24 protein-coding genes are annotated in these 25685 nt (G+C 65.2%); 12 read left to right on the top strand and 12 right to left on the bottom strand.

The window, feature by feature from the left end; genetic code table 11:
* Positions 1-30: 30 nt before the first annotated feature.
* Positions 31-240, top strand: coding sequence for a hypothetical protein (locus EI171_RS35940; protein ID WP_018323282.1), 210 nt, complete (start codon positions 31-33; stop codon positions 238-240).
* A 188-nt stretch (positions 241-428) separates the two neighbouring features.
* Complete coding sequence (locus tag EI171_RS35935; protein ID WP_161536109.1) at positions 429-983, top strand: hypothetical protein; 555 nt, start codon at positions 429-431, stop codon at positions 981-983.
* A gap of 125 nt (positions 984-1108) precedes the next feature.
* Here EI171_RS35935 and EI171_RS35930 read toward each other — a convergent pair whose 3' ends face one another.
* On the bottom strand, positions 1109-1990 hold the full coding sequence (locus EI171_RS35930; RefSeq protein WP_161536108.1) for a metallophosphoesterase: 882 nt from the start codon (positions 1988-1990) through the stop codon (positions 1109-1111).
* A gap of 92 nt (positions 1991-2082) precedes the next feature.
* Here EI171_RS35930 and EI171_RS35925 point away from each other — a divergent pair, with 92 nt between their 5' ends.
* Positions 2083-2574: an NUDIX domain-containing protein gene (locus tag EI171_RS35925; protein ID WP_161536107.1), complete on the top strand. Its 492-nt coding sequence runs from the start codon at positions 2083-2085 to the stop codon at positions 2572-2574.
* Between the two features lie 261 nt (positions 2575-2835).
* The gene (locus EI171_RS35920) at positions 2836-3351 is read left to right on the top strand and encodes a GNAT family N-acetyltransferase (RefSeq protein ID WP_011085246.1); all 516 of its coding nucleotides are present in this window, start codon (positions 2836-2838) and stop codon (positions 3349-3351) included.
* A gap of 74 nt (positions 3352-3425) precedes the next feature.
* On the opposite strand, the gene EI171_RS35915 is transcribed toward EI171_RS35920, so the two are convergent.
* From EI171_RS35915 to EI171_RS35890, 6 genes are all read right to left on the bottom strand, one after another.
* Positions 3426-5822 carry a TonB-dependent receptor gene (locus EI171_RS35915; protein ID WP_161536106.1) on the bottom strand — a complete coding sequence of 799 codons (2397 nt, stop codon included), beginning with the start codon at positions 5820-5822 and terminating at the stop codon, positions 3426-3428.
* A gap of 155 nt (positions 5823-5977) precedes the next feature.
* Entirely contained in the window at positions 5978-6382 is a 405-nt protein-coding gene (locus EI171_RS35910; protein ID WP_028175038.1) for a DUF2946 family protein, read from the bottom strand.
* Positions 6383-6735: 353 nt separating this feature from the next.
* Positions 6736-8799 carry a hypothetical protein gene (locus EI171_RS35905; RefSeq protein ID WP_161536105.1) on the bottom strand — a complete coding sequence of 688 codons (2064 nt, stop codon included), beginning with the start codon at positions 8797-8799 and terminating at the stop codon, positions 6736-6738.
* A 151-nt stretch (positions 8800-8950) separates the two neighbouring features.
* On the bottom strand, positions 8951-11764 hold the full coding sequence (locus EI171_RS35900; protein ID WP_161536104.1) for a DUF4159 domain-containing protein: 2814 nt from the start codon (positions 11762-11764) through the stop codon (positions 8951-8953).
* Positions 11761-12705, bottom strand: a complete 945-nt coding sequence (locus EI171_RS35895; RefSeq protein WP_028175035.1) for a DUF58 domain-containing protein — start codon at positions 12703-12705, stop codon at positions 11761-11763. Before EI171_RS35895 ends, EI171_RS35900 begins: the two co-directional genes overlap by 4 nt.
* A complete protein-coding gene (locus tag EI171_RS35890; RefSeq protein ID WP_011085252.1) occupies positions 12705-13703 on the bottom strand; it encodes a MoxR family ATPase in 999 nt (332 codons plus the stop codon). The genes EI171_RS35895 and EI171_RS35890 overlap by 1 nt, the downstream gene beginning before the upstream one ends.
* Before the next feature lie 300 nt (positions 13704-14003).
* Between EI171_RS35890 and EI171_RS35885 the strand changes: the two genes are divergently transcribed.
* The 5 genes from EI171_RS35885 to EI171_RS35865 are packed head-to-tail and all read left to right on the top strand — an operon-like array spanning position 14004 to position 17577.
* Positions 14004-14615 carry a DUF1285 domain-containing protein gene (locus tag EI171_RS35885; protein ID WP_161536103.1) on the top strand — a complete coding sequence of 204 codons (612 nt, stop codon included), beginning with the start codon at positions 14004-14006 and terminating at the stop codon, positions 14613-14615.
* Positions 14612-15283: a CoA pyrophosphatase gene (locus EI171_RS35880; RefSeq protein WP_028175033.1), complete on the top strand. Its 672-nt coding sequence runs from the start codon at positions 14612-14614 to the stop codon at positions 15281-15283. The genes EI171_RS35885 and EI171_RS35880 overlap by 4 nt, the downstream gene beginning before the upstream one ends.
* Entirely contained in the window at positions 15280-15543 is a 264-nt protein-coding gene (locus EI171_RS35875; protein WP_011085255.1) for a DUF6111 family protein, read from the top strand. The genes EI171_RS35880 and EI171_RS35875 overlap by 4 nt, the downstream gene beginning before the upstream one ends.
* Before the next feature lie 10 nt (positions 15544-15553).
* Entirely contained in the window at positions 15554-16810 is a 1257-nt protein-coding gene (locus tag EI171_RS35870) for a CCA tRNA nucleotidyltransferase (RefSeq protein WP_161536102.1), read from the top strand.
* Positions 16807-17577, top strand: coding sequence for a sulfite exporter TauE/SafE family protein (locus EI171_RS35865; protein WP_060910835.1), 771 nt, complete (start codon positions 16807-16809; stop codon positions 17575-17577). Before EI171_RS35870 ends, EI171_RS35865 begins: the two co-directional genes overlap by 4 nt.
* A gap of 284 nt (positions 17578-17861) precedes the next feature.
* On the opposite strand, the gene EI171_RS35860 is transcribed toward EI171_RS35865, so the two are convergent.
* Positions 17862-18080 (bottom strand): hypothetical protein, encoded by a 219-nt coding sequence (locus tag EI171_RS35860; RefSeq protein WP_039183971.1) that lies wholly within the window; start codon positions 18078-18080, stop codon positions 17862-17864.
* Between the two features lie 177 nt (positions 18081-18257).
* The gene (locus EI171_RS35855; RefSeq protein WP_011085258.1) at positions 18258-18821 is read right to left on the bottom strand and encodes a hemerythrin domain-containing protein; all 564 of its coding nucleotides are present in this window, start codon (positions 18819-18821) and stop codon (positions 18258-18260) included.
* 564 nt (positions 18822-19385) lie between these two features.
* On the opposite strand from EI171_RS35855, the gene EI171_RS35850 reads away from it, so the two are divergent.
* The 3 genes from EI171_RS35850 to EI171_RS35840 all read left to right on the top strand — a co-directional run bounded on the left by EI171_RS35850 (position 19386) and on the right by EI171_RS35840 (position 23166).
* Positions 19386-20300 carry a phosphatase PAP2 family protein gene (locus EI171_RS35850; protein WP_161536101.1) on the top strand — a complete coding sequence of 305 codons (915 nt, stop codon included), beginning with the start codon at positions 19386-19388 and terminating at the stop codon, positions 20298-20300.
* A 242-nt stretch (positions 20301-20542) separates the two neighbouring features.
* A complete protein-coding gene (locus tag EI171_RS35845; protein WP_161536100.1) occupies positions 20543-21790 on the top strand; it encodes a phosphatase PAP2 family protein in 1248 nt (415 codons plus the stop codon).
* Positions 21791-22023: 233 nt separating this feature from the next.
* A complete protein-coding gene (locus EI171_RS35840) occupies positions 22024-23166 on the top strand; it encodes an acyltransferase (protein ID WP_161536099.1) in 1143 nt (380 codons plus the stop codon).
* Between the two features lie 303 nt (positions 23167-23469).
* Here EI171_RS35840 and EI171_RS35835 read toward each other — a convergent pair whose 3' ends face one another.
* The 3 genes from EI171_RS35835 to hemF all read right to left on the bottom strand — a co-directional run bounded on the left by EI171_RS35835 (position 23470) and on the right by hemF (position 25647).
* Complete coding sequence (locus tag EI171_RS35835; RefSeq protein WP_161536098.1) at positions 23470-23673, bottom strand: YodC family protein; 204 nt, start codon at positions 23671-23673, stop codon at positions 23470-23472.
* Between the two features lie 349 nt (positions 23674-24022).
* Positions 24023-24769 (bottom strand): HAD family hydrolase, encoded by a 747-nt coding sequence (locus EI171_RS35830; protein ID WP_202633046.1) that lies wholly within the window; start codon positions 24767-24769, stop codon positions 24023-24025.
* Entirely contained in the window at positions 24760-25647 is an 888-nt protein-coding gene (hemF, locus tag EI171_RS35825; RefSeq protein WP_028175030.1) for an oxygen-dependent coproporphyrinogen oxidase, read from the bottom strand. The genes EI171_RS35830 and hemF overlap by 10 nt, the downstream gene beginning before the upstream one ends.
* Between the last annotated feature and the right edge of the window lie 38 nt (positions 25648-25685).

Below are 25685 nucleotides of genomic sequence, written 5' to 3'. Positions count from 1 at the left end.
CTGGTCACGCACCTCAACAGGAGACTGACAATGACCAAGGGCAGCAATTTCTGGGTGATCGGCGGCGAGTTCGGCTCGATGAACTTCCACAAGCTCGTGGAAGGCTCGGCCCAGGTGCAGGGGCCGTTCAAGACCCGCAAGGAAGCCGAAGATGCCTGGCGTACGGTCTCGGAAGAGAACCGCCACAAGGCCGGCGTCCGCTTCTCCATCGTTGAAGAGCCGTCGCGCGTCTCGGCCTGACGGCTGCCTGACCAATCAAGAAGACGTCCAAGGACGGAGGGTCCCATCCGGCGCAAGCCGGGTGGGATCGTCTGTTTTTGGCACAGGTGAGACAGCTGTGGGTGCCGTAAGTATCTGGAATTGTGGACCCTTTGCGGAAGGTGTGGTTGCTGATAGGTTAATGGAGGCAAGTGAGGACGAGGCCGACAATGTCAGAGCCCGAGACCAGCGGGACCCATCCCAGCCAGCCGCACCCGGTGCGGCTGCGCGACGCGCTGCTGCGCGCGCGGATCGAGGCCGCCGACCGGACCGGCGTCGTCGTCGATTTGCGCGATGCCGAGGTGGCGCGGCTCGAGATCCTCAACGACGCGCTCGATCCCCTGTTTGCACAGGTGCCCGAGCAGATCGACCTGTTCGACCGCGGCATCAGCCAGGGCGATACGCCCAGACTCTGGATCGACGTCGTCGCGCACATCATGATGGGGCGCGACAAGCGGATGTATCGCTTCGTCCAGGACACCCGCTTCGGCCGCATCGTGCTCGCCGAATCGCACGACACATCCGTGATCGTCGAGGCCGTCACCGACTATGTCGCCCGCCGCATGATCGAGCGCGAGCATGCGATGGTGGTCCTGCCCGAGCCGAAGCCGGAGGCCGCGGAGCGGCCGGCGCGCTCGCGCGTCTGGCCGTTCGTGTTCGGCTTCATCCTCGGCGCCGCCGCCTTGTTCGGCGTCGCCGTGCTGGCAGCCTTGCGGAGCTGGTGAATTTCCCTCCGCCGTCATTCCGGGGCGCGCATCAGCGCGAACCCGGAATCCAACGGGCCACAGCGTATGCGGCTGAATGGATTCCGGGCTCGCGCCTTTCGGCGCGCCCCGGAATGACAGTGGCCTCAAACCAACCTCGCATGCTTGATCTGCCCAATCTGAAATCCGGACCCGAGCCCGCGCACCGTCTGCTCGCAGCGCCAGCCGGCATTGTCCTTCTCGATCGTGAACAGATTATACGCCGCCGCCGGGTAGCGCCCGTGTGCGAGCGCGGACGCCGACGGCACGCCGATCGCGGGAATGTTGCCGTTGGGGCCCTCGAACCACATCGTCGAATGAATGTGGTCGTGGCCGTGCAGGACCAGCTCGACACCGTGGCGCTTCAAGAGCGCCAGCAGATCGGCCGCGTCCGTCATTCGCTTGTGGCGCGCATCGGACTTTAGCGGATGATGCACCAGCAGCACGCGGAAGACGTCTTCGGTCGCGAGCCGCTCGAGAACCTGTTCGAGCGCTGCGAGCTGATTGTGCCCCAGCGTGCCCGTCGCCATCAGCGGCAGGGTCGGCACCGCCGTGGACAGGCTGATGAGCGCGAGCGGCCCGCGCCGGCGCAGGGCCGGAAAGCCGGCGCTTCCGTTGTCGCTTGCAAGATAGGGCGCAAAGGTCTCGCCGAAGCGATGATAGGTGGCGCGGACATAGGCGTCGTGGTTGCCGGGAATCGTGGTGACGCGGTCGGGCGGGCCGACGCCGTCGAGCCAGGCGCGCGCCGGCGCGAACTCCGCGTCCAGCGCCAGATTGACGAGATCGCCCGTCACCGCGATGTGGTCGGGCGCCTGCGCCTTGACGTCGGCGACGAGTGCGTCGAGCACCTCGCGGCGCTGGTACTTGTGGCGGTTGCGCGTCCAGTTGACGTAGCCGAATACGCGCTTGCCGGCGAGCTCGATCAGCCGCGGCTTCGGCAAAGGCGGCAGATGCGGGTCGGACAGATGGGCGAGCGTGAAGGAAGCCATGGCGCGCGATTGCCTCGCTATTGCTCCGCTGTAATGGCAAGGTCGCGAGGACTGCGCAAGCGCAGCCTGAACAGGGGACCAAAGAGAACCTGATGGGAGATCGTCTGAACCGCATCCGACGGAAGTTCGAGCCGCTGCTGCGGCGAATCTTCCACGCCTATTTCCTGCTCGTTCGCGGCATGACCCTCGGCGTTCGCGCCGTGGTGCTGGATTCCGACAACAGGGTGTTCCTGGTCAGGCACAGCTACATCTCCGGTTGGTATCTGCCCGGCGGCGGCGTCGATCTCGGCGAGACCATGGAGCAGGCGATGCGGCGCGAGCTCAAGGAGGAGGGCGACATCGACCTCACCGCAGACGCCGCGCTGCACGGCATCTTCCTCAACAGTCACGTCTCCCGCCGCGACCACGTCGCGGTCTACGTCGTCAGGCAGTTCAGGCAGGATCGCCTGCCCGAGCCCAACCACGAGATCGTCGAATGCGGGTTCTTCGCGATCAATGCGCTGCCCGAGGGCACCTCGCCGGGCACGCGGCAAAGAATCGTGGAAGTGCTGGATGGCACGCCGTTGATTGCGACATGGCGGTGAGATCAACCGCCGCGTTGGCCGTTGGCAGGGGCTCGACACCAGTCTCGCCCGTGCAATCGATGGCTATCTCGCGGACAAGCTGCACAGTATCGGTTATCCGGACTGGAGCTTCGCGACCATCCTCAGCCGCAGCCCGGCCGGCAGTTCGGCCCGGTATGAGCCCGATGGACCGCAGCCCTCCGAGATGTTATCCCGCTCCCCTCATTGACGCGTTTTCATGACGCGAACCCGGGTCCACTTCGCTCGAAGACGCATGCCGACATGAACGATCTCTCGCTCACCATCCTTCCCGAAGCTGCCGGCGACGCCCAGGCGATCGAACGGCTGCACGAGCGCACCTTCGGCCCCGGCCGCTTCGTGCTCAGCGCCTACCGCATCCGCGAGCACGTCGACCATCTGCTCGAACTGTCCTTCACCGCTCGCATCGGCACGCTGCTGGTCGGCTCGGTCAGGCAATTGCCTGTGCTGGTCGGCGAGACGCCGGCGCTGCTGCTCGGGCCGCTCACCGTCGAGCCGCCGTTCCGGGACCGCGGCATCGGCCGTCTGTTGATGGAGCGCGCGCTGAAGGACGCCAAGGAGCGAGGTCACCGCCTGGTGCTGCTGGTCGGCGACGAGCCCTATTACAGCCGCGTCGGCTTCAAGCCGGTCCCCAAGGGGCGCGTCACCATGCCGGGCCCGGTCGACGCCGCCCGCATCCTGGTGTTCGAGCTCGTCGACGGTGCCTTCGAGGGCGTGTCGGGAGCGGTCGTGCCCGACTGGAGCAAGGCGCGGGGGTAGCGGCGTGTGATGCCGCGACAGCCCGCTCGCTCGACGTTGGTGTACCGGGGCCCGCAGGCCCCGGCTGGAGGCGATCAGAACTTGAAGTTCGCGAACGCCCGCACGCCGATGCCGGGCATCAGCACCTCGTCCTTGGTGTAGGACACCGAGTTGCGGATGCTCTCGTTGAGGAGATTGTTGCCGACGACGCCGGCAATCATCTCGCGCGCACCGAACCAGTTGCGGTCGAGCTTGGTCTTGTAGCTCACCTCGGCCTTCAGGAGGTTGTAGCCTGCCGTCGGCGTCTCCGCGATCACGGCGACGTTGTTCTGCGCGAAGGCGTGCAACAGGTTGACGCGCATCAGCCAGTTGTCGTCGCGCCAGAACACGCCGCCGCCCATTCTGAGCGGCGGAATCCGCGGCACGTTGGTGCCGTCGGTGAAGGTGGCGCGAACCACGTCGAGCTGGTTCTCGATGCCCCAGATGCCGCCCTGGAACGCGCCGACGTCGAGCTGCGACTGGAATTCGCCGCCACGGAAGTTCGCGTTCCGCTGCGAGTAGACCGCCTGGTTCAGCTCGGCCCCGGGCGTGCCGCACGAGGCGAAGTCGTCGCCGCACATCACCCCGGTGAGGCGGCGGAAGATGAAATTGTCGAAATGCGTGTAGTAGACGGTCGCCTCGAACCGGAACGGCCCCGTCGCCTTGCGCACGCCGAGCTCGACGGACTTTGCGGTCTCGATCGTCAGGTTCGGATTGCCGATGTCGAAGGTCGCGGTCGCATCATGCGCGCCGCGCGAGAACAGTTCCGCCGCCTTCGGCGCGCGCTCGACATATTGCGCGGTGATGCTGCCGACCATGCCGCCCGGCAGGTCCTGCAACAGGCCGATGCTGCCGCTCTTCGGCGTGTAGGACGGATTGCGCGCGATCGCCACCTGCGGCGTGCCGTCGGGCAGGAAGTCGGCCGGGAAATTCGGCGTGGTGCCGTGCAGCTCGACATGCTCGATGCGGCCGGCGATCTGCGCCCGCGTCGCGTCGGTGAACTTGAACTCGTTGAAGGCGTAACCGGCAACGCGCGTGCTGTTGTTGGGGTCCCACAGGCCGTTGAACAGCGTGCCGGGATTGTCCGGGCTCGGCGCGCTCAGCTCCTGATGCCCGACCTGGAAGCCCAGCGCCGTCGTCACCTCGGCGAAGCGCGCGTTGAACGGCATCAGCTGCACCTCGGTGCGAATCTCCTGCTCCTTGTTGGTGAAGGTCTGCCGCACGCCGTCGCTGTTGGGGTCGGCGGGATCGGCAAGCCCGATCTCGTTGTGCCGGTAGTCGGTCGCGCCGGCCCAGAACCGGATCGTGTCGATCGCGGCCGCATCGGGACGGTACTCGCCCTTGACGTTGATCTTGGTCTGGTGACCGTCGATGCGCGTGTTGTGGTCGGCGCCGTCGATGCCGGGGATGTGGTAGAGCGAGTCGTTCTGCGTGATCGCAGCCCCGATATAGCCGCCCTGGAAGAAGTAGGAGCCGCCGATCGAGGCGCCGTCCGAGCGCGTCGCCGAGTTCGGCTGGCGGCCGTTGGCGACGGATCGCGTCTGGTCGTTCAGATAGGGATAGCTCGGGATGCCGTAGTCCGTGGTGGTGCGGCCATAGACGTCGGCGTGGAAGGCAAAATTGCCGCCGCCGGTGTCGAGCAGCACGCCGCTTTCGACGCCGCGATCGACCGAGCTGAATGCGGAGCGCGTCTCGGCCGTGACGCAAGGCGAGGTCTCGGCGGTTGCCAGCGGCGCCTTGGTCGGCAGGCCGTAGGTCTGGAACGACGGAGCGCAACTCGGCAGCGCATCCGGAATCCGGTTGTTGGTCGCGCTGACGACGCCGCCGATCGAGGTCGAGCCGTAGCGGAGCGCAGCCGGCCCGCGCACCACCTCGACCTGGTTGGTCGCGAGCGGATCGATCGGGACGAAGTGATCCTCGCCGAGGTCGGAGGCGCCGCCGGAATTGGTGCCGTTCTCGACGATGCCGACGCGGTTGACGTCGAGCCCGCGGATGATCGGCCGGCTGGAGGCGCCGGGCGCGAAGCTCGAGCCGGTGATGCCCGGCTTGGAGAACAAGAGATCGCCGAGCTGACCGCCGCCCTCGCGGCGGATCTCCTCGTTCGGCACCACCGTGACGGTGGCGAACTGGTTGGTCACGATGGGCAGCACGCCTTGCTGAGGCGCGGCGGCAGACGCCGCGGCTGGCGGCGTAGCTTCGGCCGCGTGTTGCTGGCTGCGCGACCGTCCGGTGCGCGCGACATGGACCGGGCTGCGGGTCGGTACCACCCTGCGCACGATCGGGCTCGGCGCCGTCACGGTGATGGCGGGGAGCTCGGCCGACGACTTGTCCTGCGCAGGCTGTTGTACCGGCTGTTGTACCGGTTCTTGGGCGAGCGCGGATGTGGCGGCGGCGCCGAGCAGGAGCAGGCTTGCTCCTGCGAGACGCTGCACGCGTCGCAATTCAAATGACATGGTCCTGATTCCAGTCAGGCGCCGTCCGCATGCTTGTCTGATGATCGGAGGCAGCCTGCCGTCGCGGCGCGACGGAATTCGACTTCAACGGCTCCCGGGCGATCGTCCGCGCGTGTGGCGCGGCGAGCCCGGGCGTGATCAAGCGATGTCGAGAGTCAGGACGCTGGTGGGGCGCGGGGCTGGAACGCCGTGCCGGCCGATTTCAGATGGATGAACTCGGCATCCAGGGTGCGGTGGAGCAGCTCGATCGCCTGCGGCAGCGCAAGGAGAGGCGGCGTCGCGGACACCACGGTGCCCGCCATCGCGACCACGGCGCAGATCGCGCAATTGTCGTCGCCCGGCTGCTCCCGGTCGGATCCTGAAGGAGATTGCTTCTGGACCGCAGCGCGGTCGGTCGAAGCTATCGCCTTGGCGGTGTCGGTCTGCTGGAGCGAGGCTTGGGAGAGGGAGGCGGCCTGGACGAACCAGTGGCTGTGGCCGAATGTCAGCGCGAATTGCACCAGCATCGCGAACAACGCGAGCCGGGCGCCGTGCCTGATATTCGACCGGAACCACTTCATCTGGAAACGCCACCCCACATCGCGAGGATCACCCTCTGATACCGCGATGTTATAATGTAACATCGCAGGAACGAGGAACGGATGTCAACGGCGGTCAGACCATCTCGTGTTGGTGGCCGCGTGATGTGTCGTTCGGGCAACTAACGCGAAATGGCTTTAGGCTGAATCGATTGGCCGCAGTCTCGTTCAACCTCTCCCGCTTGCGGGAGAGGTCGGCGCGAAGCGCCGGGTGAGGGTTCTCTCCACACCGGGGTTCTCGATTGTGGAGACACCCCCACCCCAGCCCTCCACCGCAAGCGGGAGAGGGAGCGCACCTCCGTTGTTGCGGCAATCAAACCTGATCTCATCGGGCTTCACCGCCCTTCGCGGACCCAGGTCGCGGCGAAGGCGCCGAGCAGCAGCAGTAGGCCGATCAGGCCGGCGAAGATCGGCAGCACGCCGACGCCCTTGACGACGCTGGCGTCGCGCATCCGCACGCCCATCCAGCCGTCGCCATGGAAGACGCTCACCGAGCGCACCGGCACGATGCGCGGCAGCTCGACGCTGGCGCCATCAACCACGCGCACGGCATTGCCGCCGGTCGCCTGCGTCAGCGGCTTCAGGGTCTCGGTGGTGGAGGTGACTTCCGAAAACTCCTTCGGATTGGTCGGGCCGACATTGATCAGCGCCTTCAGCGTGCCGTCGGTCGCCTGCCACAGGCCGAGCTCGTTGGCCGGCAGGCTGGCGCGCCACTCGCCGGGATCGCCGGCGCTGAGCGTCAGGTCGCGCGACACGCCCGACGGCGAGGTCACGCTCACCGGCTGGACGCTGTCCGACATGGTCTGGCGCACCACCACGAGATCCTTGCCCTGCACCTGGAGGCGCAGCGCTTCTTCATCAAGATCCGGCTGCTTCATCAGCCAGTGCGACATCCGCCTGAGCAGGTCGAGATGCGGGCCGCCGCCCTCATAGCCGCGCGCCCACAGCCAGATGTGGTCGGAGAGCAGCAGCGCGACGCGTCCCTCGCCGAAGCGCGACAGGAACAAGAGCGGCTTGCCGTCGACGCCCGTCATGACCGGCGGGTTGACGGAATTGTGGGTGTCGACGGTGCGGAAGAACCGGCTCCAGCGCGGCGGCTCGCTCGCCGAGCCCTCCAGCCCGCGCGTGACGGGATGGCGTTTGCCGATGTCGGACAGGTGCGCATAGAACGGCTTCTCGGTCACGCCGACCGGCTCGGCCGGCAGCACCGAATCCAGCGGCGTGCGCCAGATGCTGGTGTTGGAGGCATAGTCGGGACCGGCCGAGACCAGCACCGCGCCGCCCGCGCGCACATAGCGCGCGATGTTGTCGAAATAGGCGATCGGCAGTACGCCCTGGCGGGCGTAGCGGTCGAAGATGATCAGCTGGAATTCGTTGATCTTCTGCTGGAACAGCTCGCGGGTCGGAAACGCGATCAGCGACAATTCGTTGATCGGCGTGCCGTCCTGCTTCTCCGGCGGGCGGAGAATGGTGAAGTGCACGAGATCGACGCTGGCATCGGACTTGAGCAGATTGCGCCAGGTGCGCTCGCCGGAATGCGGCTCGCCGGAGACCAGCAGCACGCGCAGCTTGTCGCGCACGCCGTCGATGGCGACGACGGCGCGATTGTTCACCGGCGTCAGCTCCCGCTCGAGCGGCGAGGCCTCGATCTCGACGATGTTCGGGCCGGCATGCTTGATGTCGACGTCCACGCTCGCGGTCTGGCCGCTCGAGAGCGTGCGCTCGTTGATGACCTCGCCGTCGCGGCGAACCGTGACCTTGGCGCGCTCGCCGGAAACGCCCTGGTCGTCGAGCCGGTAGGTGATGGTCTGGTTTTGCCCGACGATGCCGAAGCGTGGCGCCGCCGTGATCGCGATGCGGCGGTCGCGCTCGTCCTTCTGCCCGGTGATCAGCGCGTGCACCGGCGCCTGGAAGCCGAGCGCGGCGGCATTCGCGGGAATGTCGTGGACGCGGCCGTCGGTGATCAGGAACGCGCCGGCGACGCGGTCAACCGGCACGTCAGACAACGCCGAGGCGAGGGCGCCGAACAGCCGCGTGCCGTCGGTCTCGCCGTCGGCCTGTCCGGCATCGACGACGCGGACCTCGAGGCCCTTGATCTTCTTCAGGCCGTCGACCAGCGCTTCCTGCGCCTGGGCCGCCTCGCGATTGCGGTTGCCGAAATTCTGGCTCGGGCTCTTGTCGACGACGACGGCGGCGACCGAGGTGAGGGGATCGCGGTCCTCGCGGGTGAAGGAGGGATTGGCGAGCGCCAGCAGGAACAGCACCAAGGCGGCCACGCGCACCGCGGCGCCGCGCGCGCGCGCCAGCACCAGCACGAGCGCGATGACGACGATCGCGGCCAGCGCGAGCCAGAGGACGATCGCGGGAACAAGCGGCGTGAACGCGATGCCGTAATTCATCAGACAGACCTATCAACGTCATTCCGGAGCGACGTGAAGCATCGAATCCGGAATCTCGAGATTCCCCGGTGCGCAGTGCGCACCTGCGGTCTGGTCCTTCGGACCATCCCGGAATGACGGGGCGTGTGGCTCAAGCTCGTCACGCGCATCTCTATTGCCCCAACCGTTCGATCAGGGCCGGTGCGTGCACCTGGTCGGCCTTGTAGTTGCCGGTCAGCGTGTACATCACGATGTTGGCGCCGGCACGATAGGCGAATTCGCGCTGGCGGGTGTCGCCGCCGGTCACCGGCAGCATGTACTGGCCGTCGGGGCGCACGGCCCAGGCGCCGGCAAGGTCGTTCGAGGTGATGATGATCGGCGAGACGCCGTCGCCGCCGCGCGCCGGACGCTGCGCGCTCTCGTCGTCGTCCTCGCGCGGCAGGGTCTCGACCCAGGTCTGGCCGGAGTTGAAGCGGCCTGGGAAGTCGCGCAGCAAATAGAAGGTCTTGGTCAGCACGTGCTCGCGCGGCACCGGCTCGAGCTCGGGCACGTCGAGTGAGGACAGGATCTCGCGCAGCGCCCGCATGCCCGGCGTCTGCGAGGCGCCGTTGTCGCCGGGCGGCGCCTCGATCGCGTCGCGGGTGTCGAACAGCACGGTGCCGCCCTGCTTCATGTAGGCGTCGATCTTGTTGATGGCGTCCTGCGGCGGCTTGGGCGCGCCGGGCACGATCGGCCAGTAGATCAGCGGGAAGAAGGCAAGTTCGTCGCGCGCGGGATCGATGCCGACGGGATCGCCGGCCTCGAGCGCGGTGCGCTGCGCCAGGAACAGCGTCAGCCCGGTCAGGCCGGCCTTGACGATGGAATCGACGTCGGCATTGCCGGTCACGACATAGGCGAGGCGGGTCTGCGACACCGCCTTCATCGCGAACTCGTCCGCGGCGCTGTCGGCGCGCGCGGGCGTCGGCGGCAGTGCGGAGAGGCCCGCAAGCGCGATGCCGAGCAGGATCATTGCGGGTGCGGCGCGGCGGCGCAGCAGCGCGGCGAGGCCGCCGCCGAGCACCGCGACGATGATGGCGTCGATCAGGAACAGAGCGAGCGCCGTCGACAGCAGCCAGCCGCGCAAGTCGCGCGGCTCGGCATTGGTGTAGGTGGCGTGCCGGGCGCGCAGGCTCGCGGTGTTCAGGGCTGCGATGCGGTCGGCGCTAGCAAGCGTGTTCACGGCGAGCGGTCCTTCTGCAGGACCATAGAAGCCCGGCGGATGATCGGGTGTGGCGCGGTCGCGATAATCGGCCGGAAGCGGCTTTGCCGTGGCCGGCGGCGGACCGAAGGCGCCGAAGCCGTCGAGCATGTGCAGCGGCGCCACCGTCTCGGTGGTCGCCTCGCTGGCAACGCCGGCGCCGGGCTTGGTGGTGTAGCCCGACATGTCGACGACCCGCCGCAGCATTTCGACGAAGATGCCCGACATCGGCAGATCCGACCAGCGCATGTCGGCGCTGACGTGGAACAGGCTGACGACGCCCTTGCCGCGATGCTCGCCGGTCACCAGCGGGGTGCCGTCTTCCAGCGACGCCCAGCTCTTGGTGGCGAGCACGGCATCAGGCTCGGCCAGGACCTGGCGGCTCACGGTGACGTCCTTGGGGACCACGACGCCGGCAAACGGACCGTCGGCCGCGAAGGCGGCGAGGTGCTGCGGCTTCTCCCAGGTCAGGCTGCCGCCGAGCGTGCGGCCGCCCTTGCGCAGCTTGACCGGCACGAGATCGTCTTCGGCCTGCGCCAGGCGGGGCCCGGCGAACCGCACCAGCACGCCGCCCTGGTCGATCCAGGCATTGAGACGCTCGCGGATTTCAGGCGCGATGGTGCCGACATCGGCGAGGATGATCATCGGCAGCTTCTGGTCGAGGAACTGGGTGATGCCCTGCTGCGGCGAGCCCTTGTCGGCGAGCCGCACGTCGGCGAACGGCGCCAGCGCGCGGGTGAGGTAGAAGGTCGGCGCCAGCAGCGGCTGCGCGGTCTCGCTGGTCGAGCCCGAGACGATGCCGATGGCGCGGCGGCGCCAGCGCTTGTCGAGCAGCTGCACCGCGCCGGCGGAGCGCTCGCCCGATATCTCGAGCCGCGTGATGTCGTTGCGCAGCTCGACCGGCAGGTCGAACGCGGCCTCGGTCTCCTTGTCCTGCGGGCCGAACGAATAACGGGCTTCGCCGATCGGCGATGCCTTTTGGTCCAGCGCGCGCACGGTGCCGACGGCGATGCCGCTGTCGGTGCGCAGCACCTTCACCGTCATCCTGGCGGCGGCGTTCTCGGCCGCGACCAGCGCCAGCGGCGAGGAGGTGCCGCCTTCGAAGATGGTCAGGCTGCGGTCGCCGATGGTCTTGCCGAGGGCCAGCACGAATTCCTCGCCGCGGCCGGTATCGACGCCATCCGACAGCCAGGCGATCTCGCAGTCGCCGGTGGCCTTGAGGAAGCGATCGACCGCTGCGAGGGTTTCGACGCGCTCGATCGAATAGGGCTTTGGTACCAGCTGGCGCAGCGCGACGCGCGCCGCGCCCGCCGGCATCAGGGTGATGTCGCGGTTCGGCTCGGACAGCGGCACCAGCGCGATGGCGCGGCGGTCGTTGTCGGCGTTGGCGATCAGCTCGTCGGCGGCCCTGATCCTGACGTCCCAGTTCGAGGCCGCGCTCCAGCCGTCGTCGAACATGATCATCAGCGGCGCCTTGCTGCCGGCAAGCCCGGTCTGCGGATTCCAGATCGGGCCGGCGGCGGCGAATATTACGAGGGCCGCAGCCAAAAGCCGCAGCGCAGTCAGCCACCACGGCGTCCGCGAAGGCGTCTCTTCCCTTGGCGCGATGTCGAACAGCAGGCGCGTCGGCGGAAACTCGATCCGGCGCGGCCGCGGCGGCATCACGCGCAAGAGCCACCACAGCACCGGCAGGCTGACGAGGCCGATCAGGAGCAGCGGTTCGGTGAAGGCGAGCGGCAATCCCATCATGCGGCCGGCCCCGCTTTGATGGAGGTGGTGCGGGCGCCCGACTTGCTCACCTGCATGCCGGCATGCAGGAACAGCAGCAGCTCGGCGGCGGAGCGGTCGGTCGCGTGGGTCGTGAACAGCCAGTCGAGCTTCGAGGTCTCGGCGCGGATCTGGTCGCGGTGCAGCGCGAGCCGCGCGGTGTAGTCCTGCGCCCAGCTTTCGGCGCGGCCGGCGGTGATCACGCCAAAACCTTCCGGCTCGACGAACTCGACGCGGCCGGAATAGGGGAACGACTCCTCGGCGGGATCGACGACCTGCACCATCGTGCCATGCGCACCGGAGCCGGAGAGCCCTGCGAGCGTCGTCCTGATCTCGGCGATCGGCGACCAGAAATCCGACAGCACGATGATCTCGGCGAGCGCGGAAGGAACGAAGGAGGGCGGCAGGCTCAGCCGGTCGGCATCGTCATGCAGCATCGCCTGCGCCATCTTGTCGATGACGCTGCGGCTCGCGGTCGGCGCCATCAGCCCGGGAATGCCGACGCGCTCGCCGCCGGAGACCAGCAGTTCGGCCAGCGCAAAGGCGACGATCAGCGTGCGTTCGAGCTTGGACTCGCGCGCGGTCTTCGAGGCAAACGCCATCGACGGCGAGCGGTCGGGCCAGATCCAGACCGTGTGCGAGGCTTCCCATTCGAGCTCGCGGACATAGAGATGGTCGTCGCGCGCCGAGCGCCGCCAGTCCACGTTCTGCGACGGCTCGCCGGAGACGAAGCGGCGGTATTGCCAGAAATTTTCGCCGGAGCCGGCGCGGCGCCTTCCGTGCAGGCCGTGGATGACGTTGGCGGCGACGCGGCGGGCTTCGAGCACCAGGCGCGGCAAGGAAGCTGCGAGCGTGCGGCTTTCGCCATCGGCACGTCGGATCGCGATGATCTCCTTCGCTGTGTGCCCGTTCTCGGCGGCCATCAACCGATCCGTGTTTTCAACTGCCGGATCACGTCCGGAATCGTGCGCCCCTCGGCGCGCGCCTGGAAGGTCAGCGCCATGCGGTGCTTCAGAATGGGTTCGGCGAGGTCGAGCACGTCGTCGACCGAGGGCGCGAGCCGTCCGTCGATCAGCGCACGGGCGCGCACCGCCAGCATCAGGGATTGGCTGGCGCGCGGGCCGGGGCCCCAGGCGATGAACTTGCCGGTCTCGCCGCTGTCCGGACCCGGACGGGCCGAGCGCACCAGCGACAGGATCGCCTCGACCACGGAATCGCCGACCGGCAGGCGCCGGATCAGCCGCTGCGCGGTGATCAGCGCATCCGCGGTCATCGATCCCTTCGCCAGCGTCTCCTCGGCGCCGGTGGTCTCGAACAGGATGCGGCGCTCGGCGTCGCGATCGGGATAGTCGACGTCGATCTCCATCAGGAAGCGGTCGAGCTGCGCTTCGGGCAGCGGATAGGTGCCTTCCTGCTCCAGCGGGTTCTGGGTCGCGAGCACGTGGAACGGCTTCGGCAAATCGTGCCGCGCGCCGGCAACGGTGATGTGCTGCTCCTGCATCGCCTGGAGCAGCGCCGACTGCGTGCGCGGGCTGGCGCGGTTGATCTCGTCGGCCATCAGGAGCTGCGCGAACACCGGACCTGCGATGAAGCGGAAGGAACGCTTGCCCGCGGTGCTCTCGTCAAGCACCTCGGCGCCGAGGATGTCCGACGGCATCAAATCGGGCGTGAACTGGATGCGCTTGGCGTCGAGACCGAGCGTGACGCCGAGCGTCTCGACCAGCTTGGTCTTGGCAAGGCCCGGCACGCCGATCAGCAGCGCATGGCCGCCGGAGAGGATGGTGACCAGCGTGTTCTCGATCACGCGGTCCTGGCCGAAGATGACGGACGCGATCGCGTCCTTTGCCGCCCGAATCTGGCTCGATACCTGCTCGGCCGAGCGGACGATTCCATCCTCGAGTTTCTCGACACTCTCCGCCATCCGTTAGCTCCTTCAGCCTGCCGCGCGGCTCGCTCGCGTCGTCATGTCATCGCATCAGGTCAGATGCATCAAATCTTCACTTCAAGCGAAGACGTCAAACCAAGTCATGGCCCCTATGCTAGACTTGCAGGAAGGCCATGTATTCGTTGAATTAACCTATCCCCACCTTATCGGCTTAAGGGTATGTAGGGCATCACGAAGTGGCGACCTCCACACCGGACTAATCCGGGGTGGAACCGTTCGCCGATGGACAGCGTAGACCTGCACCAATCGTGCCAAAGGACAAAGTCAGGGCAAACCATGGCGAACCAAGGGCAGAGCGCCGATCGCGGTCTTGAGGGGCTGACGGCCGCCGCCAAAACTGCTGCCAGTGCCGAAGGCGCCAAAAAGGGCCTGCCTCCGGTGCATCTATGGAATCCGCCGTTTTGCGGCGATCTCGATATCCGAATCGCGTCCGATGGTACTTGGTTCTACATGGGGACGCCAATCGGGCGTCACGCGCTGGTCCGCCTGTTCTCGACCATCCTGAAGCGCGAGGGCGACAAGCATTTCCTCGTGACGCCGGTGGAGAAGGTCGGCATCCGCGTCGACGACGCGCCGTTCATGGCGGTCGAAATGCAAGAGGACGGCGAGGACAACCATCGCGTGCTGCGCTTCCGCACCAATGTCGACGACTGGGTCACCTGCGATGCCGCGCACCGGCTGCGCTTCGAGCAGGCAGTGGACGGCGGCCTGACGCCCTATCTGCACGTCCGCGCCGATCTCTGGGCCAAGGTGACCCGCGCGCTCTATTACGATCTGGTTGACATGGGCGAGGAGCGGATGGTCGATGGCCAGCCGATGTTCGGCGTCGAATCGGCCGGCGAATTCTTCGCCATGGCCGATGCGGACGAGGTGAGGGCCGCGCTTTGAACAAGCCTATCCTGAAAAGTGATCCCGTCGCGCTTGGCGCGGCGGATTTCTTTACCCGTTCCAGGGCGAGGCTCGGCTTCGACGTGCCGCCCGGCCTCTACGATCCGAACATCATTCCGGCCTCGGGCGATCCCGGGACCGACAAGATGCTGGAAATCGTCGCGCGCGAGCAGCCGGTGCGGCCGGCGGCGGTCCTGATCGCGGTGGTGGACCATCCCGAGCCGACCGTCCTGCTGACGCAGCGCTCGGCGCATCTCAACGACCACGCCGGCCAGATCGCCTTTCCCGGCGGCAAGATCGACGCGACCGACACCTCGCCGCTCGATGCGGCACTGCGCGAGGCCGAGGAGGAGGTCGGGCTGTCCAGAGACTTCGTCGAGCCGATCGGCTATCTCGATCTCTACGGCACCGCCTTCGGCTTCCGCATCCTGCCGACGGTCGCGAGGGTCCGGCCCGGCTTTGCGCTCACGATCAACCATTCCGAGGTTGATGATGCGTTCGAGGTGCCGCTATCCTTCCTGATGAATCCGGCGAACCACCAGATGCACAGCAAGGAATTCCGCGGCATGGAGCGCTTCTACTATGCGATGCCGTTCGCGGAACGTTACATCTGGGGTGCAACCGCCGGAATGCTGCGTGTGCTGTATGAGCGGATCTACTCATCATGATCCGGACGGTTCTGACCGAGATCGGAATTTTCCTCGTTCCCTTTGCCGTCTATGCGTTGTTCCTGGCCGCCAGCCGGTCCGGCCTGTTCGTGCAATCGTCCTGGCCGGTCACCATCGTCGCTCGCCTTGCCCTCATGGCGATCGTGCTTGTGATCGCGGGTCTGATCGGCCTGGCGCAATTCTCCGGCGCCGGCCCGGAGTCGACTTACGTTCCCGCCCATATCGAGAACGGCAAGTTCGTGCCGGGCACGGAAAAATAGGGGCCTGCCGATGAGCGCGGAGCCGATCCTCGCCGATGCGCCATGGCTGATCTCCGGCGGCACCGCGCGCGTCCTGCAATTGCTCGATGCGGATGGCGAGGAGGCGCGGGTGGTCGGCGGCGCGGTGCGCAACGCGCTGCTCGGTCTTGTGCCCGGCGACATCGACATCGCGACCACGGCGCGGCCGGAGGAGGTGGTGCGGCGCGCCAAAGCCGCCGGCATCAAGAGCGTGCCGACCGGCATCGACCACGGCACCGTCACGCTGGTCATCGACGGGCATCCCTACGAAGTCACGACCCTGCGCGAGGATACCGAAACCTTCGGCCGCAAGGCCAAGGTCGCGTTCGGCCGCGACTGGGTGAAGGATGCCGAGCGGCGCGACTTCACCATGAACGGCCTGTCGGTCGATGCGACCGGTGTCGTGTACGACCATGTCGGCGGGATCGCGGACGCCAGAGCGCGCCGCGTGCGCTTCATCGGCGACCCCGACCAGCGCATCGCCGAGGATTATCTGCGCATCCTGCGCTTCTTCCGCATCCACGCCGCCTTCGGCGCCGGCGAGCCCGACCGCGACGGCTATCTCGCCTGCATCCGGGGACGTGGGGGCCTTGCCAGCCTGTCGGCCGAGCGGGTGCGCATGGAGATGCTGAAGCTGCTGGTGGCCGGCGGTGCGTCCGCCGCCGTGCTGGCCATGGCCGAGGGCGGATTGCTGCAGGCGCTGATCGGCGGCGTCGCCTATACCGGGCCGCTGGCGAGCATGGTCGCGATCGAGCGCGAGCTTGGCCTGCCGGCGAGCGTCACCCGGCGCCTGGCCGCGCTGACGGTGGCCGTGACGGAAGACGCCAAGCGCGTCGCCACGCGCCTGCGGCTCTCCAATGCCGAGGCCAAGGCGCTGGATTCGATGGGGCACCGCTGGTGGCGGTTTGCCGCCAAGGACGAGGCCAATGCACGGCGGCTGCTCTACCGGCTCGGTGCGGAGCGCTATCACGATCGCGTGTTGCTCGGCTGGGCGCGGGCGGCGGGCGACGTGCATTCGTCGCGCTGGCGCGAACTCGCCGAGCTGCCGCAGCGCTGGACTGCGCCGAAATTTCCGCTCCGCGCCGCCGACTTCATCGCGCGCGGGATGGCGGAAGGGCCCGCGCTCGGACATGTGTTGACGCTCGCCGAGGACGCTTGGCTTGCGGCGGATTTTCCACTAGAGGAAGCCGCGCTCGCTTCCATCGCAGATCAAGCTGCGGCACGCGTCAGCCGCGAACGGAAAACGTGACCATCGTCTCGGGCTTCGCCGACATCTCGATCTTTCAGCTTCTGCTGGTCGCGTTGATGGCGTTGTTTGCTTCGATCATCGGTGGTCTCGCCGGCTACGGCACCGGCGCGCTGATGCCGCTGGTGCTGGTGCCCCTCGTCGGCGCCGAGCCCGTGGTGCCGATCATCGCGATCTCCGCGATCTTCACCAATTCGAGCCGTGCGCTCGCCTATGTCCGCTATGCCGACCGCCGTCGCGCGCTGATCGTGCTGGCCTGCGCGGCGCTGACGACCGCGCTCGGCGCCTACGGCTATACGCGCCTCACCAATGCGGGCGCCGCGCTCGTGATCGGCTCCATGCTGATCCTGAGCGTGCCGCTGCGCCGCGTGCTCCGCCGCCGCCAGGTCAGGATCGGCGACACCGGCCTTGCCGCAGGCTCGGTCGGCTACGGCGTGCTGGTCGGCGGCACCTCGGGCTCCGGCGTGATCCTGCTCTCGCTCTTGATGGCCGCGGGCCTCGAAGGCGCCGCCGTGATCGCGACCGATGCGATGATCTCGCTCGGCACCGGCCTGATCAAGATCTCGGTGTTCGGCCTCGCCGGCGCCGTGAATGCGCAGGTGCTCGCCTTCGCACTGCTGATCGGGGCGATCGCGATCCCCGGCGCGTTCCTCGCCAAAGCCTTCGTCGAGCGGATGCCGGTGAACATCCACACCGCGATCCTCGATGTCGCGGTGATCACCGGCGGGCTGGTGATGATCTCGGCGGCGGCGCGGCAGCTCGTCGCGTAGGTGATCCACGCGGCATTCGCGCCTGGACCGCGGATATTGGCCCCATCGTCATTCCGGGGCGCGCCTCTTGGCGCGAGCCCGGAATCCATTCATCCATCGACGCTGCAGCCCGATGGATTCCGGGCTCGCGCGGCGCGCGCCCCGGAATGACGAGACGGGCCAGGGCGTGTGCCCAGGAACGTCAGGTTTCGCGCCCAAACCGGAAATCGCCAGGCATAACCGCCATCGGCGGCTTTTGACCCAACTCAGATATCGGCAGCGAGCTGCTGTCTCGCGTTTTGCGTTCAGGACCACGGCGGCTCTTCGCCCGCCGCGGCTGCCTCGTGGTTGATCGTGACGCCCGCCGAACGCAACCCGGTCAGCAAGACAGTTCTTACCGAGGCGGGATCAAATCCAATATCCTTGGCGTTTGGTGGATGTGCCTCGCTGTCCTTCAATCGGAGCGCCAGGTGCAATTGCTCGCAAAGGTGCTGAACGACGCGATTGACTTGATCGTCAGTCATCGTTGGCTTCCTCCTGCTACCTTTTGTTCGACTAGGTAGCACAAAATAGGGCGGTACGCGATTGGACGGCCCCAAGCCCAACCCCACACTCGTGGACGGGCCGGCCCGTCTGGTACGCCGGAAGTGACTGGCAGCGATGGGACATTGAGTCCAATCAGCGCATGCGGATGAGCTTGACTAGTGCCGTTCGGCTTCGGCTTCCTGTTCCAACTGCAGGATGCGCGCCCGTAACGCGTCGAACGTCTCTTCGGCGGCCTCGCTGAACAGCGGATCCTCAGGATTGGTCATGGCCGAGGCGATCTCCGTCCAATCCTCAGGCTCGAGAGCCTTCAGGGCGGCGGGAAAGAAATCGCGATCTTCCTTCATGATATGGCGCCGCTCGTGCTCGATGAAATCGCGAACGATGGCATCCACGTCCTGCCGAAGCAGTTCGCGGTCGGCAAGAACGTTGTCGACCGCATGAGCGACGCGGCGCAAGAGTTCGGCCCCTTTCTGGTGTTCGCGGGCGAGATCACCGACCTTCGCAGCCGCGGCCGGATCGCGAATTTGCAACTTGGCGAAGACCAGGTCTTCCTGAGGGTGGTGGTAAACCTCCGGGTAAAGTTCGAAGTAGCTGATAACCGCGCCAATAACCTCATAGTCGGGGCGGTCGCCGCGGTCGAAAACCTCAAGTTCCCGCTCGAGGATGGCGAGCAGTTTCTCAATGTTGCGGTGCTCTTGGCTTAAGCGCTCAATGATCATTGGTGCGATCCACAAGGTGACCGATTGAGAAGCTTTTGAAAGCTTAGCCCCAAGTCGCCTCAGCGCTTTGCGCTAGATCAAGCTCCGACGTCGGCTTTCCGACCTAACCGGAAGTCGCCCGGCTCAGCCGTCATCGGCGGCTTATGACCCCGAAGCGGACGTTGGCGCCGATGAGGCGATTGAGATCGCTGCGTCGCCACAGCATGCTTCGCTACGTCAGACTGATTGCTGCTTATGCCCTCCGAGTTGCAAGCCGGAACACTGCAGGTCGTCGATTGCTGTCGGCTCCGGCTCGTGGCCCCCTGCGACCTCGGAGCGCCCAGCAGATTTGAGACCACTCCACGAGGAGGAGAGCGTGCTCCTATTTGGAACTCCTGCGTTGACCATGGCGGTTATCATTTTATTGACCGTCCTAGGCAGTCAGCTATTCGACCAACACGCATTAGGAATTCATTTTCGACCGGTACACATTAGGAATTCATTTGCAAATAGCGGCAATCTTCAGTTGCACAACCAAAGGTGGGGCTGCGGGAGATGCGCTATCGGTCAATCGGGGATGACAGATTGCTGTCAACCGTCACGTGGCAAGCCACCCTAGCAATTGCGCTTTTGGCGGCGCTCGCGCTGAGCCTTGTCGGCTTGAGTTTCAGCGTTGACCTGTCAGCCGATGCCCTCGTGCTAATGAGCCTGTACGCATTTCTCACAATCTATTTCAGCTTCGTTCGGCCAAATGCGGAGGCCGCGCGTATTCTCACCTGCTTTGGTCAGCTCGTTGTTGTGGTCCTCATGGGAATCGCGCTGAGCTACGCCGCATCCACAGTGCCACTGCCTTACCGCGACGTGGAACTTCACGCCATAGATCGATGGCTTGGATTTGATCGCGCCAATTATCTCGCTTTTTTGAGAAGGCACGACGGGCTCGTCAGCGCTCTTTCGTTCGCCTACAACTCCATGATGCAACAAAATATCTTGGTGTTGGTCGCCGCCGTTCTGACCCGGCGCTATGATCGATTGCAGTTGTACATCGTCGCATTTGCAGTTGCCGTGACGGCTACTGCCGCCATTGGATGCTGCATCCCGGCCGCGAATGCAATGATCTATGTGGATAGGGCTCCTACCGAACTCTCAACCCTGCCGGATGGCGGGCATAGCTATTTCCCGACCCTCGAAGGTCTTCGCAACGGAACGCTCTGCGTCATCGACTTTCGTTCCTTGGAGGGGCTTATCTCTTTCCCGAGCTTTCACACGGCGAATGCCATTCTATTCATGTGGGCTCTTTGGCCAATCCGCATCTTACGTTTTCTTTTAGTGCCGTTGAATCTTCTTCTTATCGCCGGCACGCCCCTCTGCGGCGCACATTATGCCGTGGACATTATTGGCGGCGTTGCCGTGGCATGCGGAGCTATCGCCGCAACGGCCTGGCTCATCCATGCCGGTCGGATCGGGCGTCGCGAACGATTAGTTCTCGCCCGAAGCTGACGCTCTAGCCATCGTGTGGATCGATCGCCGCGATCTTCATTAGCAGAACCGTCCGTTTATCGTAGATCGACGAGGGGGCGATTGAACGGACATGATTTCTCATCATCGACCATTCGCTGGAGCCCGTTTGCTCCCGACATTTTTTCAATCGGCATCCGCGGATAAAGAATCTTTCCTGTCAGGATTCATGCAACCTTAACTTGTTGAACCGTAGTTCTACGCATGTAAATCGGAATTCGGCAATGCGGCCCGCAAGCGTGCTTTTTGCGTCACGACCCGTCCTCGAGGAAGGTTGCGGTCACCGACTTGGTAAGCACGGGGAAATCGGCAATACGGTACACGGCGGGCTCGCTGCAGCGATGCCGGCTGCGCGCTTCGAGCAGCAGTTGCCCTCGTGCAAGCGTGCCGATGACGAAGTTACGGCCGCTTGGAGGTTGCTGCAGTTCAATTGGCGAGTTCTAGCCAGTACCGCAGGCATCGTGGTGGCTTGGCTCGTCGCGACGCAGTTCTATATCGAGCCGTCAGGCTATCTCGTCGCGTTCGCGCTGGCGGCGCTGTATTGGTGGACCGGTCTGCGTAACGCCCGATCGGACGCCAGAGCAAATCCCAGGGTTTTTCTCTGTCTCACGGCGTCGGCGCAGATAACCCTGGCCATCCCGGTTCTGCTCACGTTGACCTATGTGGCCACTTCCATCGGCTTTCCGCTCCAAGACGCCCGTTTGCTGGCTTGGGATCGCGCGCTGGGGTTCGACTTCAGGAGTTTCCTCAATTTCATAAATCGTCACCCGGAATTGATCCCGGTCCTGGCACGATCTTACACTTCCATTACGCTCCAGATGATCCTGCTGGTTCTCGTTCTTCCCCTGGCGGGATGCTACCGGCGCGCTGCGGAGGCGCTATGCGCGTACTTCCTTGCCCTCCTCGCAACAACCTTCATCTCAGTCTTCGTCCCGGCCATCGGGGTCTACCATGTGCTCGAATTGCAAGCCTCCGATTTCTCCTACTTCGAACCTTCGGGCTACTATGACACCTTGCGCGACGCGCCGCTCGTGCGCGCGGGGCTGCTCCAGAAGCTGCATCTGCCGGGTCTTGTAGGCGTCCTTACGTTTCCGAGCTTCCACGCGGCATCGGCAATCCTCTACATGTGGTCGTTCTGGCCGCTGCGCTGGCTCAGGCTGGCCATCGTTCCCTGGAATGTCTTGATGATCGTCGCGACGCCGCTGGGGGGAGGCCACTATCTGGTCGACATCCTCGCCGGGGTCGCAGTGTCAACCTTCGCGATCGTCATCACGGCAGCGATCAGCGCAGCTTGCTCGTCGGGGCGGATCATGAGTGCCACCAGCCTCGCGCCTAAGCCGGCTTCGCGAGTGCGGTTGCATATCGGGAAGGTCCCCAGCAACACTAGGAACAAATTCTTCACCAATAGAAACGATAGTATTTATATCACAATGCAACCTAACGATGCGCATGCTAGAACCGCCAAAAGGTAGCGCGAAGTTGCAGTCTGCCGTCGCAATTGGGAATTTGGAATGTTCAGTGGGTCGGCCTACGCGCGAGCCATAGTAGGGTCGCTCCTCCGCATTGGAACGTCGGAAGATGTGCAGATCGCGGGTTCAGGTGTGCTCGGAATACGCCACGCGTCCCGTCAGCGGTCCGTGAAGTGCTGTTGGTCGATCGCCGCTTGGGCGTGCGGTCTTGCGGTGTTTCCTTGAGAAGCACAACCATGTTCAGCCTGGCTGATCAGCTGGCTCTTTCGCGCAGTCGGCCCGCTGGTTTCGACTACATGCGGATTGTGCTGGCGGCTACGATTATCTGCCTGCACAGCGCGAACGTCACCCTTGGGCTCGATCGGGCGATGGAAATAGTCGGCCATCTTCGCATGCTGAACGCAATGATCCTTGCGCTCTTCTTCGCCTTGAGCGGGTTTCTGGTGACGGCTAGCTTATTGAGGTGCAAGAGCCTGATTTCATTTATCGGCCTGCGCGTGCTTCGCATTGCGCCCGCGCTCGTGGTCGAGACGATGCTCTCAGCCATCATCATCGGCCCGATCTTCACCGCGATGCCATTGGCTCAGTACTTCGCGGACTCGAAGTTCCATGTCTATTTTCTCAACATCGTCGGCGACATCCACTTTGAACTCCCGGGCGTATTTCTTCACAATCCGGTGCCTGATCTGGTGAATGCTCAGCTTTGGACGGTACCGTATGAGCTGTGGTGCTACGTCATCCTGGCGCTTCTTGCTGTGACCACGATTTGCTTCAACAGGGTGCTATACCTTGGGTTCCTCGTGTTCGCCCAGCTCGGGCTCGCCTGCTACGATATCTACCATTGGAACGAACTGTTCATTCACCTTCGTCCGCACCTTCTTGTGTTCTGCTTCCTTCTAGGTGTCGGCTTCTACCTCTGGCGCGACAGGGTACCCTTCAATCGGGCGACGTGTCTGTTCGCGCTTCTGCTTTGCACTGCCGGCATGGCCAGTGGACGCTGCGACGCGATTTTTGCCGCGCCCGCTGCCTATGTCGCGTGTTATCTGGGCCTCATGAATCCGCGGCGGAGCTGGATCGTGTCGTCCGGCGACTACTCCTACGGGATGTACCTCTATGGATTCGTCATCCAGCAGTGCATAGCAGCGTTCGGCCCATCGGTTCAGTATTGGTATCTGAACGTCCTGATCAGCCTGCCAATTGCCTTTGGCGTTGCTGTCGCCTCTTGGCACCTCGTCGAGAAACTTGCACTTCGACTCAGAGGTCAGCTCGAACGATTTGAGGCGGCCGTTCTGTCGCGGATTTCGATTGTTCGGTTTTCGCGCAGGTCACCGCGACCGATCGAATTAGGCGCGACGCTTGGCAGTAGCGCATCAGGCTGACGGCGCTGCCTAGAACTCGAACTGTTTTGTTCATGGCGGCATCCATGCATCGAGCAGATCTACAGCCCGCTGCTGCTCGAGGACAAGCCGCGCCCGCCGAATAGCGTAACAAGACGGTCTGACGATGTCTGGCGCCTCTCAAGACGCGCAATCCAGCCTCAGCGGACAAGGTGAACTACGCCTTGGAGGAGGCTTGGGGAGATGTTGAATATCCAGTTCTATGTCCGCTTCTGGCGCAGAAGCGGACATAGACGCGCCGGAGCCGAGCGCTCCGATCTCATGAGGACGCGGCCTTAGCCGCGCCTATTCCTCGTCTTCGTCGTCCTCTTCTTCATCCTCGTCCACCTCTTCGAGGTGTTCGAGCACGGCGAGCGGCAGCGTCTCGCGAAACAGGTCGCCTTCCACGCCCATCCAGAGGCAGATTACGTCGTCGCCTTTGACTTCCGCGACGGTCAGCGGCTGGCCGCCGGATTTGAGCATGACGATATCGCCGGCTTTCAGTTCCATGGATGGTCCTTTCGGGTTGATTGACTTGAGAGGCTAGCAAGCCGGCATGACACGCCGATCACGGACTGCGGGATCAGTGGATGTGCTGCGGCAGCGCGCATCCGCTGCCAAGGCTGCTGAAACGCCGACGACGGAGCTTCAAGCCGGGAGCGGGACCATGACGGAGGCAAGGGCGCCTGCGCGATGGGTTGCGCAGGGGCTTGTCCGTCCCATGCGCCGCGATGATGGCATCATGCGCCTGTTTCGCCCGACGGGTCAAACGGTTTCGTAAAATCCGTAAGCCGTTGATTTTGCTGCAGCCGGCTACTGTGCATGGGGTTGTTTTTCGAGTTTTTGTTTCGCGCCCTGGTTATGACCGGTCCGGCACCAGCTCGGTCAGCGAGCGGATGATGCGATCGGGCCTCACGGTCGAGCCTTCGGGCAGGCCGTCGCCATGCACGTCGATCCAGATCGAATAGATGCCGAGGCGCTGCGGCGTCACGACTTCCCATTCGAGGTTGTCGCCGATCATCCAGGTGTCATCAGCGGCGACGCCGAGGGTCTCCATCGCGTGCAGATAGGCGCGCTCCTCCGGCTTGCCGAAGCCGTGCTCGCCCTCGATCTGGATGTGGTGGAAGCGGTGCGCGAGCTCGAAGCGCTCGACCTTGGCGCGCTGGGTGTCGGCGGCGCCGTTGGTCACCAGTGCGAGCTTGATGCCGAGCGCCTTCAACTTGTCGATCGCCTCATGCGCGCCGGGGAAGACGAACATCTCCTCCTCGCGATAGGCGGTGAAGCGGTCGGCGAGGCGGACGGCGAGATCATCTGGCAGGGCGCGGTGGCCGGCGGCCGCGAGCGCGGCGAAGCCGCCCTTGACCGTGAGGTGCCGGGCCTCGGCGAGCTTCATCCGCCAGGCGGCTTCCGCATTGGCCCAGAAGTTTCGCGCGAAAGCCAGGACCGCGGTCGCGACCTCTCGCGGCGGCAGCGGCGCAAGCTCCTCGGCGAACTCGTTCGCGATCGTGTTCCAGGCGATCTCGGGCCGGCCATAGGCCGACAGGATGGTGTCGTCCATGTCGATCAGCATGGCGCGGGGGAGGGGCCTCACGATGGTCATGGCCATTTCACCTCCGGCGGCAGCGACGACAAGATCGAATCTACATTGCCGCCGGTCTTGAGCCCGAAGATGGTGCCGCGGTCGTAGAGCAGGTTGAACTCGACATAGCGGCCGCGCCGGATCAGTTGCTCCTCGCGGTCGGCAGCGGTCCAGGCGCTCGCGAAATTGCGCCTTACGATATCAGGGTAGATCTTCAGGAAGGCGCGGCCGACGTCCTGGGTGAAGGCGAGGTCGGCGTCCCAGTCGCCGCTGTCGTGCCAGTCATAGAAGATGCCGCCGATGCCGCGCGCCTCTTTGCGGTGCGGCAGGTAGAAATACTCGTCGCACCATTTCTTGTACTTGTCGTAATCGGCAACGCCGTTCGGCTGCACGCAGGCCTCTTTCATCGCGGCGTGGAAGGCGATGCTGTCGGCGTCGTCCTGCGTGCGCCGGCGATCCAGCACCGGCGTGAGATCGGCGCCGCCGCCGAACCAGGCCTTGGTGGTGACGACGAAGCGCGTGTTCATGTGCACGGCGGGCACGTGCGGATTGCGTAAGTGCGCGATCAGCGAGATGCCGGAGGCCCAGAACCGCGGATCGTCCGCCGCGCCCGGAATCTGAGCGCGAAACTCGGGCGCGAACTCGCCGTGCACGGTCGAGCAATGCACGCCGACCTTCTCGAACAGCCGGCCCGACATCATCGACATCACACCGCCGCCGCCGGCCGCACCGCTATGATCGGTGCGCTGCCAGGGCGTCCGCGTGAAGCGGCCAGCCTCGCCCGGATAGAGGCCTTGCGGGGCGTCGTCCTCCAGCCGCTCGAAGCTCGCGCAGATGTCGTCGCGCAAAGCTTCGAACCAGGCGCGGGCGCGCGTCTTGCGGTCTTCGATTGTCGAAACGTCCATATTCAATTCCCGAACGGACCTGCCGTAGGGTGGGCAAA

The sequence above is a fragment of the Bradyrhizobium sp. LCT2 genome (genome assembly GCF_009931255.1).
GTDB classification, from domain to species: domain Bacteria; phylum Pseudomonadota; class Alphaproteobacteria; order Rhizobiales; family Xanthobacteraceae; genus Bradyrhizobium; species Bradyrhizobium diazoefficiens.
The sequence above is the reverse complement of the archived record's forward strand: the minus strand, read 5'-3'. Positions and strand labels throughout refer to the sequence as shown.

Coding starts and splice junctions, on each gene's coding strand:
- EI171_RS35940 (WP_018323282.1), top strand. CDS start 31: ATGACCAAGGGCAGCAATTTCTGGGTGATCGGCGGCGAGTTCGGCTCG.
- EI171_RS35935 (WP_161536109.1), top strand. CDS start 429: ATGTCAGAGCCCGAGACCAGCGGGACCCATCCCAGCCAGCCGCACCCG.
- EI171_RS35930 (WP_161536108.1), bottom strand. CDS start 1,990: ATGGCTTCCTTCACGCTCGCCCATCTGTCCGACCCGCATCTGCCGCCT.
- EI171_RS35925 (WP_161536107.1), top strand. CDS start 2,083: ATGGGAGATCGTCTGAACCGCATCCGACGGAAGTTCGAGCCGCTGCTG.
- EI171_RS35920 (WP_011085246.1), top strand. CDS start 2,836: ATGAACGATCTCTCGCTCACCATCCTTCCCGAAGCTGCCGGCGACGCC.
- EI171_RS35915 (WP_161536106.1), bottom strand. CDS start 5,822: ATGTCATTTGAATTGCGACGCGTGCAGCGTCTCGCAGGAGCAAGCCTG.
- EI171_RS35910 (WP_028175038.1), bottom strand. CDS start 6,382: ATGAAGTGGTTCCGGTCGAATATCAGGCACGGCGCCCGGCTCGCGTTG.
- EI171_RS35905 (WP_161536105.1), bottom strand. CDS start 8,799: ATGAATTACGGCATCGCGTTCACGCCGCTTGTTCCCGCGATCGTCCTC.
- EI171_RS35900 (WP_161536104.1), bottom strand. CDS start 11,764: ATGATGGGATTGCCGCTCGCCTTCACCGAACCGCTGCTCCTGATCGGC.
- EI171_RS35895 (WP_028175035.1), bottom strand. CDS start 12,705: ATGGCCGCCGAGAACGGGCACACAGCGAAGGAGATCATCGCGATCCGA.
- EI171_RS35890 (WP_011085252.1), bottom strand. CDS start 13,703: ATGGCGGAGAGTGTCGAGAAACTCGAGGATGGAATCGTCCGCTCGGCC.
- EI171_RS35885 (WP_161536103.1), top strand. CDS start 14,004: ATGGCGAACCAAGGGCAGAGCGCCGATCGCGGTCTTGAGGGGCTGACG.
- EI171_RS35875 (WP_011085255.1), top strand. CDS start 15,280: ATGATCCGGACGGTTCTGACCGAGATCGGAATTTTCCTCGTTCCCTTT.
- EI171_RS35870 (WP_161536102.1), top strand. CDS start 15,554: ATGAGCGCGGAGCCGATCCTCGCCGATGCGCCATGGCTGATCTCCGGC.
- EI171_RS35860 (WP_039183971.1), bottom strand. CDS start 18,080: ATGACTGACGATCAAGTCAATCGCGTCGTTCAGCACCTTTGCGAGCAA.
- EI171_RS35855 (WP_011085258.1), bottom strand. CDS start 18,821: ATGATCATTGAGCGCTTAAGCCAAGAGCACCGCAACATTGAGAAACTG.
- EI171_RS35845 (WP_161536100.1), top strand. CDS start 20,543: ATGCGGCCCGCAAGCGTGCTTTTTGCGTCACGACCCGTCCTCGAGGAA.
- EI171_RS35840 (WP_161536099.1), top strand. CDS start 22,024: ATGTTCAGCCTGGCTGATCAGCTGGCTCTTTCGCGCAGTCGGCCCGCT.
- EI171_RS35835 (WP_161536098.1), bottom strand. CDS start 23,673: ATGGAACTGAAAGCCGGCGATATCGTCATGCTCAAATCCGGCGGCCAG.
- EI171_RS35830 (WP_202633046.1), bottom strand. CDS start 24,769: ATGGCCATGACCATCGTGAGGCCCCTCCCCCGCGCCATGCTGATCGAC.
- hemF (WP_028175030.1), bottom strand. CDS start 25,647: ATGGACGTTTCGACAATCGAAGACCGCAAGACGCGCGCCCGCGCCTGG.